Annotated in this window: 14 protein-coding genes; 10 read left to right on the top strand and 4 right to left on the bottom strand. The window is 53.2% G+C overall.

The genetic code is table 11. The annotated features are described in order from the left end of the window. Positions 1–554: 554 nt before the first annotated feature. Both BLO43_RS05790 and ppsA read right to left on the bottom strand, forming a co-directional pair. A complete protein-coding gene (locus BLO43_RS05790; protein ID WP_074631602.1) occupies positions 555–1,169 on the bottom strand; it encodes an undecaprenyl diphosphate synthase family protein in 615 nt (204 codons plus the stop codon). Positions 1,170–1,198: 29 nt separating this feature from the next. Continuing rightward, the gene (ppsA, locus tag BLO43_RS05785) at positions 1,199–3,610 is read right to left on the bottom strand and encodes a phosphoenolpyruvate synthase (RefSeq protein WP_090906241.1); all 2,412 of its coding nucleotides are present in this window, start codon (positions 3,608–3,610) and stop codon (positions 1,199–1,201) included. A gap of 108 nt (positions 3,611–3,718) precedes the next feature. On the opposite strand from ppsA, the gene BLO43_RS05780 reads away from it, so the two are divergent. The 3 genes from BLO43_RS05780 to BLO43_RS05770 all read left to right on the top strand — a co-directional run bounded on the left by BLO43_RS05780 (position 3,719) and on the right by BLO43_RS05770 (position 7,186). After that, complete coding sequence (locus tag BLO43_RS05780; protein ID WP_090906323.1) at positions 3,719–4,558, top strand: posphoenolpyruvate synthetase regulatory kinase/phosphorylase PpsR; 840 nt, start codon at positions 3,719–3,721, stop codon at positions 4,556–4,558. Positions 4,559–4,674: 116 nt separating this feature from the next. Beyond that, a complete protein-coding gene (locus tag BLO43_RS05775) occupies positions 4,675–6,840 on the top strand; it encodes a hypothetical protein (RefSeq protein WP_139149243.1) in 2,166 nt (721 codons plus the stop codon). Beyond that, entirely contained in the window at positions 6,824–7,186 is a 363-nt protein-coding gene (locus BLO43_RS05770) for a DUF1360 domain-containing protein (protein WP_254773357.1), read from the top strand. Before BLO43_RS05775 ends, BLO43_RS05770 begins: the two co-directional genes overlap by 17 nt. A 354-nt stretch (positions 7,187–7,540) precedes the next feature. On the opposite strand, the gene BLO43_RS05765 is transcribed toward BLO43_RS05770, so the two are convergent. Then, a complete protein-coding gene (locus tag BLO43_RS05765; protein WP_090906239.1) occupies positions 7,541–8,443 on the bottom strand; it encodes a universal stress protein in 903 nt (300 codons plus the stop codon). Positions 8,444–8,503: 60 nt separating this feature from the next. Continuing rightward, positions 8,504–9,409 (bottom strand): GGDEF domain-containing protein, encoded by a 906-nt coding sequence (locus BLO43_RS05760; protein WP_090906238.1) that lies wholly within the window; start codon positions 9,407–9,409, stop codon positions 8,504–8,506. Positions 9,410–9,909: 500 nt separating this feature from the next. On the opposite strand from BLO43_RS05760, the gene BLO43_RS05755 reads away from it, so the two are divergent. The 7 genes from BLO43_RS05755 to BLO43_RS05725 all read left to right on the top strand — a co-directional run bounded on the left by BLO43_RS05755 (position 9,910) and on the right by BLO43_RS05725 (position 17,134). Further along, positions 9,910–10,776, top strand: a complete 867-nt coding sequence (locus BLO43_RS05755; protein WP_090906237.1) for a Tim44 domain-containing protein — start codon at positions 9,910–9,912, stop codon at positions 10,774–10,776. 14 nt (positions 10,777–10,790) lie between these two features. Beyond that, a complete protein-coding gene (locus BLO43_RS05750; protein WP_090906236.1) occupies positions 10,791–11,393 on the top strand; it encodes a ubiquinone biosynthesis accessory factor UbiJ in 603 nt (200 codons plus the stop codon). Between the two features lie 106 nt (positions 11,394–11,499). Beyond that, positions 11,500–13,014 (top strand): ubiquinone biosynthesis regulatory protein kinase UbiB, encoded by a 1,515-nt coding sequence (gene ubiB, locus BLO43_RS05745; RefSeq protein WP_090906235.1) that lies wholly within the window; start codon positions 11,500–11,502, stop codon positions 13,012–13,014. Positions 13,015–13,223: 209 nt separating this feature from the next. After that, on the top strand, positions 13,224–14,309 hold the full coding sequence (locus BLO43_RS05740) for an ABC transporter ATP-binding protein (RefSeq protein ID WP_090906234.1): 1,086 nt from the start codon (positions 13,224–13,226) through the stop codon (positions 14,307–14,309). Beyond that, the gene (locus BLO43_RS05735; RefSeq protein ID WP_254773356.1) at positions 14,302–15,216 is read left to right on the top strand and encodes an ABC transporter permease; all 915 of its coding nucleotides are present in this window, start codon (positions 14,302–14,304) and stop codon (positions 15,214–15,216) included. The genes BLO43_RS05740 and BLO43_RS05735 overlap by 8 nt, the downstream gene beginning before the upstream one ends. Next, complete coding sequence (locus BLO43_RS05730; protein ID WP_090906232.1) at positions 15,213–16,016, top strand: ABC transporter permease; 804 nt, start codon at positions 15,213–15,215, stop codon at positions 16,014–16,016. The genes BLO43_RS05735 and BLO43_RS05730 overlap by 4 nt, the downstream gene beginning before the upstream one ends. After that, on the top strand, positions 16,016–17,134 hold the full coding sequence (locus BLO43_RS05725) for an ABC transporter substrate-binding protein (RefSeq protein WP_090906231.1): 1,119 nt from the start codon (positions 16,016–16,018) through the stop codon (positions 17,132–17,134). Before BLO43_RS05730 ends, BLO43_RS05725 begins: the two co-directional genes overlap by 1 nt. Positions 17,135–17,217 lie beyond the last annotated feature (83 nt).

Genomic DNA, 17,217 nt, shown 5'->3' with positions numbered 1-17,217 from the left:
TGAAATGTATAGAATAATTCTTGCTCTATGTATATTTCATGATGAACAGACTGCCACACCATATGTCAAGAAGATGTCACAGAGATGTGATTAATTTGTGAAATCTTGAATTTAGTGCTTAGGGATAATGACAAAAAATGCAGCCGTAAAGCAATCGATGCTAACCATATTAAAATCATTATCTTACGTATAAGAACGGCACCTCATGAAATCGCCGCAGCAACAAAGCCGGGACATGGAAGTTGTGCTGTGGCCGGACCTGAATAGTGTGATCGGGCAATCGTGCTGAAAGCGAATTATCCGATTAATGGATCAGAAAAAAGACATTCTGTTCACTGATCTTCACCCTAAATCCAGCAGTTGGATGGGTTGGTGCTGCTGTGGGGGGTCAGGGCAAGGGCGTAACGATACGGAATGGTGCAACACCGCGAGGATGGAGAGTGCCTTCCACAGGAAGGTGTGACCCGCAACGGGACCGGATTTAAGTTTGCTACAGGATGGCGCATGTTTCATTCGGGATGCGGGTAGCAGGCGCCGTTGAATGGTCGATTGAATCACCCGCCAAATGACCGGTCCTGCCTCTTGAACCAGGATAGCGCGTGCTCGAAATGCTGGGGATCAAAATCCGGCCAATATTCATCTCGAACATAAAAATCCGCATACACCGATTGCACCGGAAGAAAACCGCTCAGGCGGCGCCCGCCTCCCCATCGCACTATGAGATCCAGGCGTGAAACTTCGTTTGAACGCAAGCTCCCATTCTTAAGACCACCCAGGTCCCATTCCCAGCCATAGTTAATGAGGAGATTCACCTTCATCCCGGTGCCTTGGCGCTGCCTGAACACGTCTAGGACCTTGGGAAATTGTGCCGAGGTTTCATCACCAACGACCAGCAGCGCCGCGCCGCGCCGCGCAATCTCAAAAGCAAATGCCACGGATGCATCGGTAAATGCAAGCTTCTGAGCGGAAGGCCGCTTGGTATTATCCTGCGTAAAACAATAAATAGAAGCCTCAGGGATCCCGCGTTCTTTACATATTTCGTACAATGACAATCCCGGATCGATGCCATGAACATACCCCTGCTCTTTAGGCAAACCCTGGTCCAGGGCCCAACGGCGATTTCCGTCAGGAATGAAACCAATATGACGCGGGGTGCTATTTCTTGCCATGGTGGTCCTCAATAGACGTGATCTGGGAGTTACACGGCTTCGCTCTGAGGCAATACCGATTTTTTTGCTTCTTCCGCCAAATACAGCCAAGTTTCCACCACTGTATCAGGATTAAGTGAGAGGCTCTCAATACCTTCCTTCATAAGCCATTGTGCCAGATCAGGGTGATCAGATGGCCCCTGACCACAAATCCCGATATATTTACCCGCTTTAAGGCACGCCTGTATGGCCAGACGCAACAAGGTTTTCACCGCCGGGTCGCGTTCGTCGAAGGATTCGGCCACCAGACTGGAATCGCGATCCAACCCCAGAGTAAGTTGGGTAAGATCGTTGGATCCGATGGAAAAACCATCGAAGTACTCCAGGAATTGATTCGCCAGCAGCGCATTGGACGGAATCTCGCACATCATGATCAGGCGTAGCCCGTTCTCGCCCCGTTTCAGGCCATTTGCCGCCAACAACTCGACCACGCGCCTGGCCTCGGTCACCGTTCGCACAAACGGGATCATGACTTCCACATTGGTGAGCCCCATTTTGTCGCGCACTTCTTTCAATGCCCGGCATTCCAGTTCGAAGCAGTCACGGAAATTTTCCGCTATATAACGCGAAGCGCCGCGAAAGCCCAGCATCGGGTTTTCCTCCTTGGGTTCATATTGCTGCCCGCCAATGAGACTGGAGTACTCATTGGACTTGAAATCCGACAAGCGCACGATCACCGGTTTGGGAAAAAATGCGGCGCCCAGCGTAGCGATACCCTCGGTCAGCTTCTCCACGTAGAAACTGACCGGATCACGATAACCCGTGCACTGGTTTTCCACTTCCTTTTTCAAATCCGGCGGGACATCGGGATAATCCAGTACCGCTCTGGGATGTACCCCGATCATGCGTGCGATGATGAACTCCAATCGCGCCAGCCCTACGCCATCGTTGGGTATGCGCTGAAAATCGAACGCCAGCTCCGGGTTACCCACATTCATGGTAATCTTGACTGGAGGCTTTGGCATCTGCTCCAGCGCGAGATCAATCACTTCGGTTTCCAGCACACCGCGGTAAATATTGCCGGTATCGCCTTCCGTGCAGGATACTGTAACCATTTGATTCTCAGACAATACGCTGGTCGCGTCACCACAGCCCACCACTGCCGGAATACCCAGTTCACGCGCAACGATTGCGGCATGGCAGGTGCGGCCGCCGCGATTGGTGACGATGGCGGCGGCGCGTTTCATTACCGGCTCCCAGTCGGGATCGGTCATGTCGGTTACTAATACGTCGCCGGTTTGCACCCGCGACATTTCTCTGGCATTCAAGATCAGACGCACTGGCCCGATGCCTATTTTCTGACCAATTGCACGCCCCGATATCAATACTTCCGATTTGCCTTTCAAGCGATAGCGCCGCAATATCTCCCCGCCTGCCCGGGCCTGCACCGTCTCGGGCCGCGCTTGCAGGATATAGAGCTTACCGTTGATGCCGTCCTTGCCCCATTCTATATCCATCGGTCTTTGATAATGCCGCTCAATGACGAGTGCGTGGCGCGCCAACTCCTCCACATCCGTATCGGTGATGGAAAACCGCTTGCGCTCTGCTTCATCCACATCCAGTGTTTCCACCGGACTGCCGGTTTCGTGACTTGCGGCAAATTGCATCTTGATGAGTTTGGAACCGAGATTCCGCCGCAGGATCGCGGGTTTTCCCTGCTCCAGTGCAGGCTTGTAAACATAGAATTCGTCGGGATTAACCGCACCCTGCACTACGGTTTCGCCTAGACCATAGGCAGCTGTAATAAGTACTACCTGATCAAAACCCGATTCGGTGTCCAGTGTAAACATTACGCCGGACGCGCCGATGTCGCTGCGCACCATCCGTTGCACGCCGGCGGATAGCGCTACTTCGGAATGGGCAAATCCGTGGTGGACGCGATAGGAAATGGCACGATCATTGTAGAGCGAAGCGAATACGTTTTTGACCGCTTGCAGTAATTTATCCAGTCCTTGTATATTGAGATAAGTTTCCTGCTGTCCCGCGAAGGAAGCATCGGCCAAATCTTCGGCGGTTGCGGAGGAACGCACCGCCACGGAGATGTCGCCTGTCTCCGCTTCCCGCAGCATTTTCTCGTAGGCAATGGATATTTCCTGCTCCAGCCGCGCCGGTAATGGCGTCTCCACTATCCATGCACGAATTTGCGCGCCGGCCGCCGCCAACGCCTCGACATCTCCGGTGTCCAGGGTTGCAAGGGTATTTTCGATACGCTGCGCGAGACCGCGGTGAGCAAGAAAATCGCGATAAGCACCCGCTGTCGTGGCAAAACCGGTGGGAACCCGAACTCCCGCACGAGACAATTGGTTGATCATCTCCCCCAGCGATGCATTCTTGCCACCAACGCTGCTCACATCGGTGAGGCGTAGTTCGTCGAACCAGACTACATATCGTGAATCGTTCATTTCCACCCCCGTTCGCACATTTGCGGCAGCATCGTGCCCGGCTGGATTGTGTTACATGTCAAAACGCGATATTTTGATCACAGTTACATTATTGGCGCATTACAACAAATGTCAACTATAGTGAGGCCCCCCCGGCGCAGCGCATTCTTCCTCTCCGACCGTACCGGCATCACCATCGAGATGCTGGGGCACAGCCTGTTAAGGCAATTTGAAAACCTGTCTTTTACTGAAATCACCCTGCCCTACCTGGATACTACAGAAAAAGCTGAAACCATTGTGGCGCAGATCAATGATTGCGCCGTCCTGGACGGTATGCGACCCCTGATATTCAGTACGTTTGTGAATCCCGAGATTCGAGCCATTCTCGACTCCGCCAACGCCCTCCACCTGGATTGCTTTAATATTTTCATTAGTCCGCTGGAAACCGAGCTGGGCATACACTCGTCGCATACCGTGGGGCGTTCCCATCGGGTGGATGACGGCATGGATTACGGTCAGCGTATCGAGGCGATAAGGTATACCCTGGAACACGACGATGGCGTCTCACACAGAAATTGGCAACAGGCAGGCATTATTCTGATAGGGGTCTCCCGCAGCGGAAAGACCCCTACCTGTCTTTATCTTGCATTGCAATATGGTATCTGTGCCGCCAATTATCCCCTTACTCCCGAGGATTTTCGCTACCGGCAGCTACCGGCGGAGCTCAGGAATCTGCGTGATAAGCTGTTTGGCTTTACCACCGACCCCGTACGGCTACACCAGATACGCAATGAACGTAAACCAGGCAGCGAGTACGCGTCTCTCAAGAATTGCGAATATGAAGTGCGGGAAGCTGAAGCGCTGATGCGCCAGGAAGGAATTCCCTACCTTGATGCAACCAGTAAATCCATCGAGGAACTGGCAACGGCTGTGCTGCATGAGGCGAAATTAAAGCGCAAAATTTACTAATGCGAAATATCGATGGTGTGTGGGTAGGCTGCCATTCATCTTGACATACGCGGATCTTGGTCTAGATTGAAAACGTAGCGGAAATTAAATTTTCTAATTACGGGGAGAGATGGATCATGGCTATACCTATGCAGGGTGCGTGGACCGTATCGGTCAAATCGAAGAACGCCGCATTTGCACAACGCTTCGTCATTGCCGGGGCAGATTCCGGAAATGGTACCTATGCTGGTGACGTGATCACACCCGCTGTTCTCGTTACTGGAGACAATTGGCACATCCAGATTCAAAATAATCCTGGAGGGGGATTCATCGATTCAGCGGACCAAATCAAGTTCCCGACAGCCTCCGGCGGACAATATCAGTTCGATATCGAAAGCAACGATACTGGTGGCGATGAGGACTTCAATGACCTGATCCTCACGTGCTCCACTCCTATTACCGCAACCGACTTTGTCGTCTACGGCAGCGCAACATCCTACAGCGGACTTTGCTTCTTCCCATGCAGGCGCGACTGGCTCATCATCGACTCCTGGGCCGCTCTAGGTCGCGCACTAACCTACCCGCCAATACGCAAGGCAATCGAGACTCTGTATCCCGAGCGGGTACGGGTCAAACCGATTCCACAGCCCGATCCGCCGCCATTCGTTCCAATGATGATTCCGCTGGACGAAAACAGGTTGATTCCGCCAAGGCGAGTACAGGTCATACGTCTGCCCGGTGAAAACGCGAACCGTGCGCGCGCCAGACCTACGGAAGCGGCGAGGCAGCCATTCCGTGTACGGACAGCGGCTATTACGGATGTCACGGCAGGCGCTACCCTCGCAATCGATCGTGTCGCTATCGGTTCCATACTCGACAGAGTCATTCCGATTTGCACCACTCAAACGCTCGCTGGATTTCCCATCAGCTTTGAAGAGTACGACCGTACGGGTACCGAACTGGGCGGGGGCGCATACTCTGGCACCGGCAATAGAGAAAATCTCGGTCAGACCGTTACAGATCGGAATGGCAACTATGTTTTTCGCTTCTCGCGATCAATCGCCGAGTTCATTGAAGAAAGCAGCATTGATGTCGGCACCGGCGAAGACGAAGTCGTGCAGTCAATGCCGGATCTCATTGCAAAAGTCCTGGATGCCATGGCGCCCGGGGGTGTTGCCTTCGAAAGCGCACCCTACTGGAATGTGCCGGTATTTAAACGCGTCGACCTTTGTTTCCCAAAGCCGGCACGAATGGGATGCCAGGGAGGCCGCAATATCCAGTCCTTGGGCGCCATCCGCCTGGGAATCTCGGATACGGTTTTCGATGGCGATGGACGCATCACCTGCACCGACATGTCACTATCTGACGTGCCACAAGCCCGCTGTGCCGCATGGGCTGGCAAGGTTCGTCTCTTCGGCTGCTTCATCGGCAGTGGAACAGCGGTCACGCAGTACACGATTCGCCACCGGCGTAAGGTGGGGATGGGATTCGGCGCATGGGAGTTCTATCAGGAGGGTATGTTCCTGCAGAAAATTGGTTTTCTGCAGCCACAACAAATCGGGCCATTCGATCGCAATCTCGAAGTCGTGAATGGTGGGGGCATGATCGCGGCAAAAGCCTATGACAACATTGAACAGAACCTGGCTTGGGCAGCCTCAGACTGGTTTCTAAAGGCGGTAATCAACACTGCCGGCGGCTCGCCAGCCTACGCACCCTCTCCCGGTACCGTCCAGTTCCAGATACAAGGATACGATGCCGCGGGAAATTTTGTCGTGGGCGCCACCGATACAGTTACGATGTATATTGATAATACGATACCCGACCTTGATCTGCCTTCCGTACAGATGGGAGCACAAACGGGAGGAGACTGTGCGTTGTTCAGCCTCACTGGTGAACCCGATCCCGCAAAGCTCACCGTACTCTTCAAGGCGGTTCAGAACCGGGGATTCCTTGGCTCTTACAGCCTGACTGTGCGTAAAGGCAACATTGGCGGATTCCCTATCAAGAGCACAACGGGACCGGCAGGTGAGGCAAGTGGCGCCCTCTCTGGCACTTACACTCACGGAAGCGCTGTCAATTGCGGTCAATTGTTCGGAACGCGGCCACCGGACGAGCCGCTGGCTGATGCTGCCGATTATGTAACGGCATATATCATTCCGGACAGCGGCAATTGGCTTTCACCGGACCAGCCATTCTGCACGTTCTCCGTAAATGTTGGCGCAACGATGCGCCGAACCAACGGGTACAATTCGGCTGAAGATTCGTTCGGACCGGTACAGTACTTGCTTGGCATCCAGCAGTGAGGTGCGTTTCTACTGGTTGATTGTCGGGATACTGGCGGTCTGGAGAATTACGCACCTGCTCGCCGCTGAGGATGGCCCTTGGCAGTCGCTAGCCGAATTTCGGCGGCGAGCGAATAATGGATTCTTCGCTGAACTGTTCGATTGTTTTTACTGTTTGAGTCTGTGGGTCGCGGCGCCAGTGGCCTGGCTGATTGGCGAAGACTGGAAGGAATGGGTATTACTGTGGTTTGCACTTTCCGGTGCCGCCATTCTTCTGGAGCGAGCGACAACCAGGTCCAATGAAGTCCCGTTTGCGACCTACACCGAGGACCCGGAGGACGACGATGGGATGCTGCGGAAGAAATAGGTCTGCGCCACAGATCAAGAGAACAGAGGGGAGTATTCCCTCACGTATCATGCACACGCCCCAAACACCAAGCGCGCAATATTTTGAGTATGTCGGGAAGACAGGCCTCACCGCATTTGGCCCAATAACCGGTCGGCGTTACCGCTTCGCGTACGCTGGAATGCAGCTGCCCGTGGACGAACGTGATGCTGCGTCACTGATGGGGGTGCCCAACCTGCGCAAGACCAAGCCCCCAACAACCCCTAATGGGGGATAAGAGACTTCTGAACAGGAGCGTGTTGCCAGCAAACTCGAAGACTTATTCAAAGGTTCCGTAGTCACAAGAAATTGCGCATGCGTTTACCCGCGCTCGTCTTACGGGCTGACCACCAGTACGTCGCATGACGTTTCGTAGAGAACATGCTTGGTAACGGACCCGAATAGCGCTTCGTCCAGCTCCGTTTCTCCGCGCTTGCCGATGACAATCAGATCGATACCGAGAGATCGTGCCTTGTCCCGAATCACGTCAGGCGGAGAACCGTACTCGACAATGGAAGTCACGCGGGTATCGCCAGGTGCGCAGTCGACAATAATATTCTCCATGGCACAACGATCACGGTAAAGAACATCGGTGCGATAGAGCGCGATCGTTTCCGCTTTCAAACCACTTTGCTGCATTTTCCGTTCAAGCGGGGTCTCAACCGCATGCAGCACGTGAATTGAAACCTCTATCGGTGCAATTCCGGCGGGGATAACTTTCAGCGCCATCTGTAGCGCCAGCCGTGAAGGGTACGAGAAGTCCACCGGCACCAGTACGCGATGATACGGATCCCCGGCCTCCTGTTTTACGATCAGCAACGGATGATGACCCTTCCCGAGAGTTTTTGATGCGGTAGTACCCAAAAAGAATTCCTGAAGAAAACTTTCGCCTTGATCGCCGATCACGACCAGATCGGCCTGGTGGGATTCAGCGTAGTGATTGATCTCAATATGGGCTCTCCCGATCGCAACATGATGCTTGACGTCCAATCCCTCGCTGGCAAGTGTTTCAGCCTTCTTTTGCAGTATTACCTTGGCTTGATTGTAGAGTCTCTGTTCCGTTTCCAGTGGAGTGTCCGTCATTAAATGCTTGAAGGCTTCAAGCGGAAACGACGGAAGAACGTGCAGTAAATACAATACCGCCTTGTGTCCGGCTGCCAGCTTCGCGGCGCGGCGCACCGCCTGATCGGCCCGGGAAGAAAAATCCGTGGCGACGACAATGCGTTGAATATTTTCCACAGTACAGGTTCCTCACAATAAGGCCTGACGCACTCTTGTGGCGTCAGCAGCCAGCCGGACTTAAGGAATCGAAGCGAAAAAGATACAACCGGCTTTTTTCTCTTTCGCCCGATACATGGCGGCGTCGGCATTCGCCACCAGTTCCTGGCCCGTACTTGCATCACCAGGATACACCGCAACACCGATGCTGGGTGCAACGGTCAGCGTCAGATCATCGATAAACAGAGCTTGCGAAATTCGATCGAACACGTTATGCGCAACCCTTTGAATATTTGCGATACTCCGAGGGTTGACCAATAGATAAAGAAACTCATCACCGCCATAACGACAGACGGTATCTTCACTACGAACCTGTTCGTACAATCGCTGTGCCACAACCTGTAAGACCCTGTCACCGATGGCATGACCATGCGTATCGTTAATTTGCTTAAAACCATCCAGATCAATAAACATCACTGCCAATATCCAGTCGCACCGCCTGGCAAGGGCAATCGCCTGGTCTAGGCGATCGTTGAATAGCTCACGATTGGGAATTCCTGTAGCAAAATCGCGCAATGTACGTTGTTTTGCCTCCTCCACCACCTCATGCGCAATCGCCAGCACATTCTGTGAATCGGATAAAACATTTTGTGTAGTGGACAGCTCTTGCAGCGTTTCGATCAATTCTCGATTGAGCTTATTGCGGTCATCAATTTCCTGTGCCAGAACATTATTGACTTCATTCAGCTCACCTGCGCACTCATGCACCCTATCTTCCACGCTCTCGCTTCGTGCAAGCGCCTTTTCCGTCTGATGCAATGTAATGCCAGCCGCCATCTCCTTCTTTATCGTTTCGTTAACGGTGGAAAGCTCATTAGCACACTTCTCCACCTTATCCTTCACTTCCAGGCTTTTTTCAAGTGCCTTTACCAGCAACGGAGAGCTATCCACCGTCGACATCCGCGATGAGCCGTGATCTGAGGTCATATTGAATCAATATATATTATGGGGATGCGATCTGCTTTTACCAGGTTAAAATCATTAGCGGCTCGCCGGATTTAAAGTAACCCCCAGAAAGGGGTCGCCCGGCCCCGACGTTCGCTCAAAATATTGACGGCCATAAAGTCTGGTGTCGTAAAAAGCAACGGCAATCATGGCATTATCAAATAAACCTCCACATACTATCAGCGTTCTTCAGGATTACAACTGATTACACAATATATGCGGAAGTAAGAAAACTCTCATAATACGAAATCATCAAGGATTGCTTTCTCCGGCGGCGATTATGGTAAGTATTCCCTTCAATCGGCAAGTCTAACCGGCGAATAAGACGATACCATTTCCATTGGCTTGGTATGTCAGCCAGATGTGTGCATGTTACAAATTCCCCGCGCGCCAGATATCGATTATTTTCATAATACAGTCTCCCGTTCGAATGAATCGATAGTGCTATACTCTCCGCTTCAACCCTATTTCAGGAGACCTTCATGAAGAAAATATTGACCCTGCTCACCTTGGCCATTCTTAGCTTCGGATTGGCCACCTTTGATGCTGAAGCAAAACGCTTTGGGGGGGGTAAAAGCATTGGCAAGCAACGTGAAGCTGTTAGTCCGCAAGCCGCACCCAAGCCCGGACAAGCGCCTTCTGCCGCGCCCGCCGCGGCCGCAGGTGGCAGTAAATGGATGGGGCCCCTGGCGGGTTTAGCCGCGGGCGGATTGCTGGCAGCGCTTTTCATGGGTGGCGCATTCGAAGGTATCAACATGATGGATGTACTGATGCTGGCCGCGCTGATGGCCGCGGTATTCTTTGTCGTGCGCATGATGCGCAGGTCGCGGCAAGAACAGTCTACGCGTCCGATGCAGTATTCGGGTATGGAAGCAAATACCGGAAACACCCATGTTCCCCCGACGACCCCGGCGCCAGCAGCATCTACAGCAAGTACGACGGCCACGCCTGCACAAAGTGGCACAGCGAATATTCCTGCTGATTTTCAGGTGGAGCCGTTTCTGCGCAATGCCAAAACTTCGTTCATTCGCCTGCAAGCGGCCAATGATGCGCGCGACGTGAGTGATATCCGGGAATACACCACTCCCGAAATGTTCGCTGAAATAAGCATGCAGATCAACGAGCGCAACGATGCACCCCAAAGAACCGAGGTGATGACTATTAACGCGGATTTACTTGAAGTCGTTACCGAAAAAGACCTGGCTATCGCCAGTGTCCGCTTCAATGGACAGCTACGCGAAGCCCCCGGCGGATCACCGGAAGCGTTTGATGAAATCTGGCACGTGCAGAAAAACCTTAAGGACCCTGAATCCGTCTGGCTGCTGGCGGGAATTCAACAGGTTTCCTAGATTTTAGTGTGGTCATGTTGGCATCCGTCGCGATAGCCCCGCTCAACCACCTGCTGCGTGGGGAAAGTTGGGCGCGCAAACGGTTACAACCCTGTGCGGGCAAGACTGCGCGTTTTCGCCTTCCGCCTTTCCTTAACCTCGCCCTGACGGTGCAGGCCAGCGGCGAGGTATCCACCGCGTCGAGCGGCGTCCCGGACGACGCTGTCTTCACCCTGACTCCCCGTTTATTGCCACGCCTGCTTGCCCATGAGGAGGACGCCTACCGTGAAATCCGGATTTCCGGCGATAGTGCATTTGCCGAAGAAATTCTCCATATCGGAAAAAACCTGCATTGGGACGTAGAGCAGGATTTAAGCGGGGTAGTGGGTGATATCGTCGCACATCGCGTGGTGCAGGCCGGCGACCGTCTGATGCATTGGCATACGGAAACCATTCGCAACCTGTCTCAGACGCTGGTGGAATATCTGACGGAAGAGCAGCCGCTATTGGCCAAACCCATTGATATGCACGGGCTTGTTCAGGAAATAAATGCATTGCGGGACGATGCAGCACAATTGGAAGAGCGGGTAATAGCCTTGGCGGCCGACAGGCCGCAGGGTAACAAAACATCTTTATAAACCTGAGAAGATTATTAAGGAACCACTTCTTGAAGCGCGTTGCGGCAAACGCAGGTCGCTTACTCAGAGGTTTCCAACTACGGATGAACTGGCGTTTTCGGAATAAATGCGTTTCTTTCGTCTTCTCAAAATACTCGCGGTAGCATTTCGTTTCGGCCTTGATGAATTTTTTCTCGGCCATGAGCGGCTGCGTTTCTTGCGACCTGTTGTCAAGCTGGCCACCTTCTGGCGACGGCTGGATAGGGCTCGTGGTGAACGCCTCCGTCTGGCGCTGGAAGCGCTGGGGCCTATTTTTGTCAAGTTCGGCCAAATGCTTTCCACCCGCCGTGACCTTCTGCCACAAGATATCGCCGACGAACTGGCCAAATTGCAGGATCAGGTTCCGCCGTTTCCTTCCAGCCTCGCCCTTGCGACACTGGAACAGATCTATGGGAAACCTGTCAACGAGGTCTTCCTGCTATTCGACGCGGAGCCGGTAGCCAGCGCATCAATCGCCCAAGTCCATCTGGCGGTGCTGCAAGATGGCACAGAAGTCGCGGTGAAGGTGCTGCGCCCCGGCATTGCCCCAATAATTGCTCATGATGTGGCATTGATGGAGACCGGCGCCTGGCTGGTTGAAGCGCTGTGGCCTGACGGCAAACGATTGAAACCGCGCGAAGTGGTGAACGAATTTTCCCGGCATTTGGGAGACGAACTCGATCTCATGCGCGAAGCCTCCAACTGCAGTCAGTTGCGGCGCAATTTTCTTGATTCCCCCCTGCTTTTGGTTCCGGAAGTTTATTGGGACTACTGCTATTCCGGTGTCATGGTGATGCAGCGCGTAAAAGGCACGCCGATTAGCCACGTAACGACATTGCGCGAGCAGGGGGTGGATATCCCGAGACTCGCCCGCGTCGGCGTGGAAATCTTTTTTACCCAGGTATTCCGTGACGGCTATTTCCATGCCGATATGCATCCCGGTAATATTTTTGTTGGCAGTGACAGCCGTTACATTGCGGTGGATTTCGGCATAATGGGGACGCTTACTGACGAGGACAAGAATTATCTGGCGCAGAACTTTCTGGCGTTCTTTCGCCGTGATTACAAGCGCGTCGCGGAAGCGCACGTCGAGGCGGGATGGGCACCGAAAAATACCCGTGTTGATGATTTTGAAACTGCGATCCGTGCCGTTTGCGAACCTATTTTTGACAAACCGCTAAAGGAAATTTCCTTTAGCCGCGTATTGTTGCGTCTGTTTCAGACATCGCGCCAGTTCAACGTCGAAATCCAGCCGCAACTGGTAATGTTACAAAAGACCCTATTGAATATCGAAGGATTGGGGCGCGATCTCGACCCCGACCTTGATCTGTGGACAACCGCAAAACCATTCCTGGAAAACTGGATGTCTGAACAACTCGGCTGGCGCGGACTCACTCGCCGTTTGGGCAAGGAGGCATCAAGCTGGGCGGTAATGCTGCCGCAGTTTCCCCGTCTGCTTCATCATTCCTTAAGCGAAATCCGCACAAAGGAGCTGGAACAAAAAATGAGTGAATTTGTAGTGGAAAAAAAACGTCAGAATCGCTTGCTTTCCATTCTTGTGATGTTGTTGGCGGTAGTAATGCTGTGGCAGATGTTGCAATAAGGTTATAAGTCTCCGAGCCATCGGTTCTCCCCCATAAAAGGAGACAAAAACCCGGCAAATCTGATCGTCCCGCCGCGGGGCTGGTTCCGCCCCGCTCCACATTAGCTCCACGAAGCACTCTATGAGTGTCATGTATATGCGGCGGCAATACCAGACGCGGCGATCTGAAAGAATTTTGGTAAAATCCCCGATTTTTCATTGGCACGACTATGTCGCTCCTGGAAATCCGTAATGTAACCCGGCGCTTTGGCAGCTACACCGCGGTCGATAATGTCAGCATTAGCGTTGAGACAGGTGAGTTCTTCACGCTGCTGGGGCCATCGGGTTGCGGCAAAACCACGCTCTTGCGAATGATCGCCGGATTCGATCTTCCCGATTCCGGTCAAATTCTTCTGGACGGCAAGGATATGGTGGGCACGCCGCCGGAAAAACGTCCCGTCCATACCGTATTCCAAACCTATGCGTTGTTTCCGCATATGACGGTAGCCGAGAATATCGCATTCCCGCTCAAGATGGCGAGGAAAACGCCACAAGAAATAAAAACCAGGGTTGGAGACGCGCTGGATAACGTGCGTTTACCGGATTTCGGCAACCGTTTTCCACACGAATTGTCGGGCGGTCAAAAACAGCGCGTGGCATTTGCCAGAGGACTGGTCAATCGCCCCCGGCTACTGCTGCTGGACGAACCGCTGGGCGCGCTGGATGCGAAGTTGCGCGAGGAGATGCAGATCGAACTCATCAACCTTCAGAAGGAAGTAGGCGTTACCTTCGTTTTCGTTACCCATGCCCAGAATGAAGCCCTGGCGCTGTCACATCGCATTGCGGTGATGAATCACGGCAATGTTGAACAGATTGACGAACCCTCCAAAATCTACGGTTTCCCAAGAAACCGTTTCGTGGCGGATTTCATCGGCAAGATCAGCATGATGAACGCAAAGATCGTGGAGGCCGCACCTTCGCACCTGAAGCTTGATATAGGGGAATTGGGCGAAGTGATCACTGCCGGGAAGGAAGGTGTAAAAGTGGGCGATAACGGCGTGATGGCAATTCGTCCCGAACAGGTTCGAATTTCCCATCCTTCGGAAGAGCCTCGGTTGAAGAACCATTTTATCGGCAAAGTACATGATTTTCTGTATATCGGAGATGTCACGACCTATATCGTGGAACTCTCCAATGGCGCTTATATCGAGGCGTTGCTGCCCAACTCATCACCGGGACGCGCTACATTTTTCGAAGTCGGGGATGAAGTCGGCGTCTCGTGGCGCCACGATGCGGGTATTTTCCTCAATGACTAAGGAAACTCCGAGAGAGAACCGTGCCGCCAGATTCCTGGTGAGTGGTCCGCCACTATTGTTCCTGGTGGTTTTCTTTGTCGCGCCGAGCCTGATCATGATTCTCACCTCATTCCGCTTTCCGGGTGAGTTTGGGGGCCTGGCACCCATTGCCGCGCCCGTGGGAAAAACTCCCGGCGAATATGGATTCACACCGGAGGCTTACCAGTTCTTTTTCAGCGACGTTCTGTATGCCAGAATTTTCCTCAAATCCTTCGGCGTTGCGCTAGCCACCACTTTGATTTGCCTCATCATGGCCTATCCGCTGGCATTGCTGATCGCACGCAGTGAAAAACGCTTCCGCAATCTGATGGTCCTGCTGGTGGTACTTCCGTTTGCCAGCAACTTCCTCATTCGCATTTATGCCTGGGTAATCATTCTCGGACCGGAATCCGCACTCAGCCATTTCGTCAACGCCATCCTCGACGCATTCGGCATCGGGCCGGTGACATTGTTATTCTCGCCGTTCGCGGTATTGGTAGGCATGGTTTATGTGCACCTGCCGTTCATGATATTGCCGCTTTACACCAATCTGGAGAAGCACGATCCCTCCCTACTGGATGCGGCGCAAGATCTTGGCGCCACCGGGTGGCAACGCTTCTGGCGCGTCACCTGGCCCCTATCCCTGCCGGGTGTATTTTCAGGCTCCGCGCTGGTATTCATTCCGGTGCTGGGCATGTTCGCAGTGCCCGATATACTGGGTGGTACGGGCGATATTCTCATCGGCAACCTGATCAAGGATCAATTCCTCGGTACCCGCGACTGGCCTTTCGGTTCGGCGCTTTCAATCATGCTGACACTGGCGGTCCTATCCATCGCCGGGCTGGCGACATGGTTCGCGCGCTCCGCCACCGGACAGCGCGTAGCATGAGCCGCGGCAGTATCTGGCTGTGGTTCGTAGCGGTGCTGATCTACGCCTTTCTGTATATTCCGCTCGCGATCGTGGTGATGTATTCGTTCAACGATTCCAGGCTGAATGCCGAGTGGGTAGGCTTTACACTGTCCTGGTACCAGGCGCTGTTCAACAACACGGAAATGCTCACCGCCGCGCGCAATTCGCTCATCATCGCGCTCAGCGCGAGTTTTAGCGCCACCGTGCTTGGCACGATGGCCGGCCTGGCGATACATCGATACAAACTCAAGGTTCTGCCGATATTGGTATTCACGCCGGTGGCAATGCCTGAGATCCTGCTGGGTGTGTCGTTATTACTATTCTTTTTGCAAGTCCTGAACATGACGCTCGGCATGGTTTCCATCATCATCGCGCACACCACGTTTTGTATCGGCTTCGTCGCCATTATCGTACGGGCGCGGCTTCAGGGCATGGATGAAAGCATCTTTGAGGCGGCACGCGATCTCGGTGCATCCCGATGGGAGACTTTCCGCCTTGTTACCTTGCCGCTTATCATGCCGGCGGTGGTGGCGGGTGCCTTGATGTCGTTCACCCTGTCCATTGATGACTTCGTCATTACCTTCTTTACCAAAGGTGTCGGCGAACCGATACTCCCCATCCAGATCTATACCATGATAAAGGTCGCGGTGACGCCGGAAGTGAATGCCATTTCCACGTTGCTGATGCTACTCACGCTGGTCATGATCATCATCGCGGCCAGGCTGGAATCGCGCACTTCATCGGGCGAAGTCAAAATGCCGCCCGAAATAGTAAAATAATGAGTTCACGGCGTTTGCTCACTTTACCGCTGATATCATTTTTATTGCTCGCGTGGCTGATTCCATTCGTTACGGGCTGTACAAGACAGGATCAGAATACGGCCAGCACGGCCGAAAATATTCTTCACCTATTCAATTGGAATAACTATATCGCGCCGCGAACAATCGAGCGCTTCCAGGAACTCTGCCATTGCAAGCTTGCGCAGGACTATTATTCCGACAACGAGGAAATGCTGGCGAAGCTGGCGGCCGGCGCGACTGGCTATGATCTTATCGTCCCCACCGGCAACGCGATGGATACGCTTATTCGGCAGGGCGCACTCAAGCCGCTGGATAAATCGTTACTGCCCAATCTCAAAAACATCAATTCCGCATACCTCGATACCGCTTTCGATCCCGGCAACAAGTATTCCGTTCCTTATGCCTATACGCTTACCCTGCTCGGCTTCAATCAGGAAAAAATAAAGGAGCTCGGTTTACCTACCGATACCTGGGCAATCATTTTTGAGCCGAAATACCTGGAAAAAATCAAGGGTCGCGTAACCGTACTCGATAGTCAGCGAGAATTGATGGCGGCGGCACTAAAGTATTTGGGCTATTCGGTTAACGATACCGATGAGGGGCACTGGAAGCAGGCAGCGGAACTGATCGTGCGTGCGAAGCCTTACTGGGCAGCTTTCAGCAACACCAGCTATGTCAAGGAGTTGGCGGTAGGCAATCTGTGGGTGGCACACGGATATTCTAATGACATGTTTCAGGCGGCACTTGATGCCACAAAAACGAAGCGCGAATTCACGATCAGCTACGCAAGCCCAAAGGAGGGCGCGGTGCTGGCACTCGACAGCATGGTGCTGCATCGAAGCGGGAATCGTCCCGATCTCGCTCATCAATTCATTAATTTCATGCTGGACGGAAGAAACTCCGCCGAGCTGACCAATCTCATCGGATCCGGCAATCCCAACACGGATGCGATGCAATATATCCGGCCTGAAATTGCCAACAACGAAGCGATATTTCCAGACACTGCATTGCTCAGCCGGCTGGAAATGCTTCGTGACCTTGACCGCAAGCAACGCCGCCTGCTAAGCCGGTTATGGACCGAAATAAAATTGAGATAGCCGGCGGCCTGCCCAGTCACAACCACACTTCGCCGATATAGCATCCACCATGGAAATACTCATCCGTTCCGGTATAATCTTTA

Origin of the sequence: Nitrosospira sp. Nsp13, from assembly GCF_900101945.1 — a bacterium.
GTDB lineage: Bacteria > Pseudomonadota > Gammaproteobacteria > Burkholderiales > Nitrosomonadaceae > Nitrosospira > Nitrosospira multiformis_D.
This window is presented reverse-complemented; position numbering and strand designations above follow the sequence as displayed.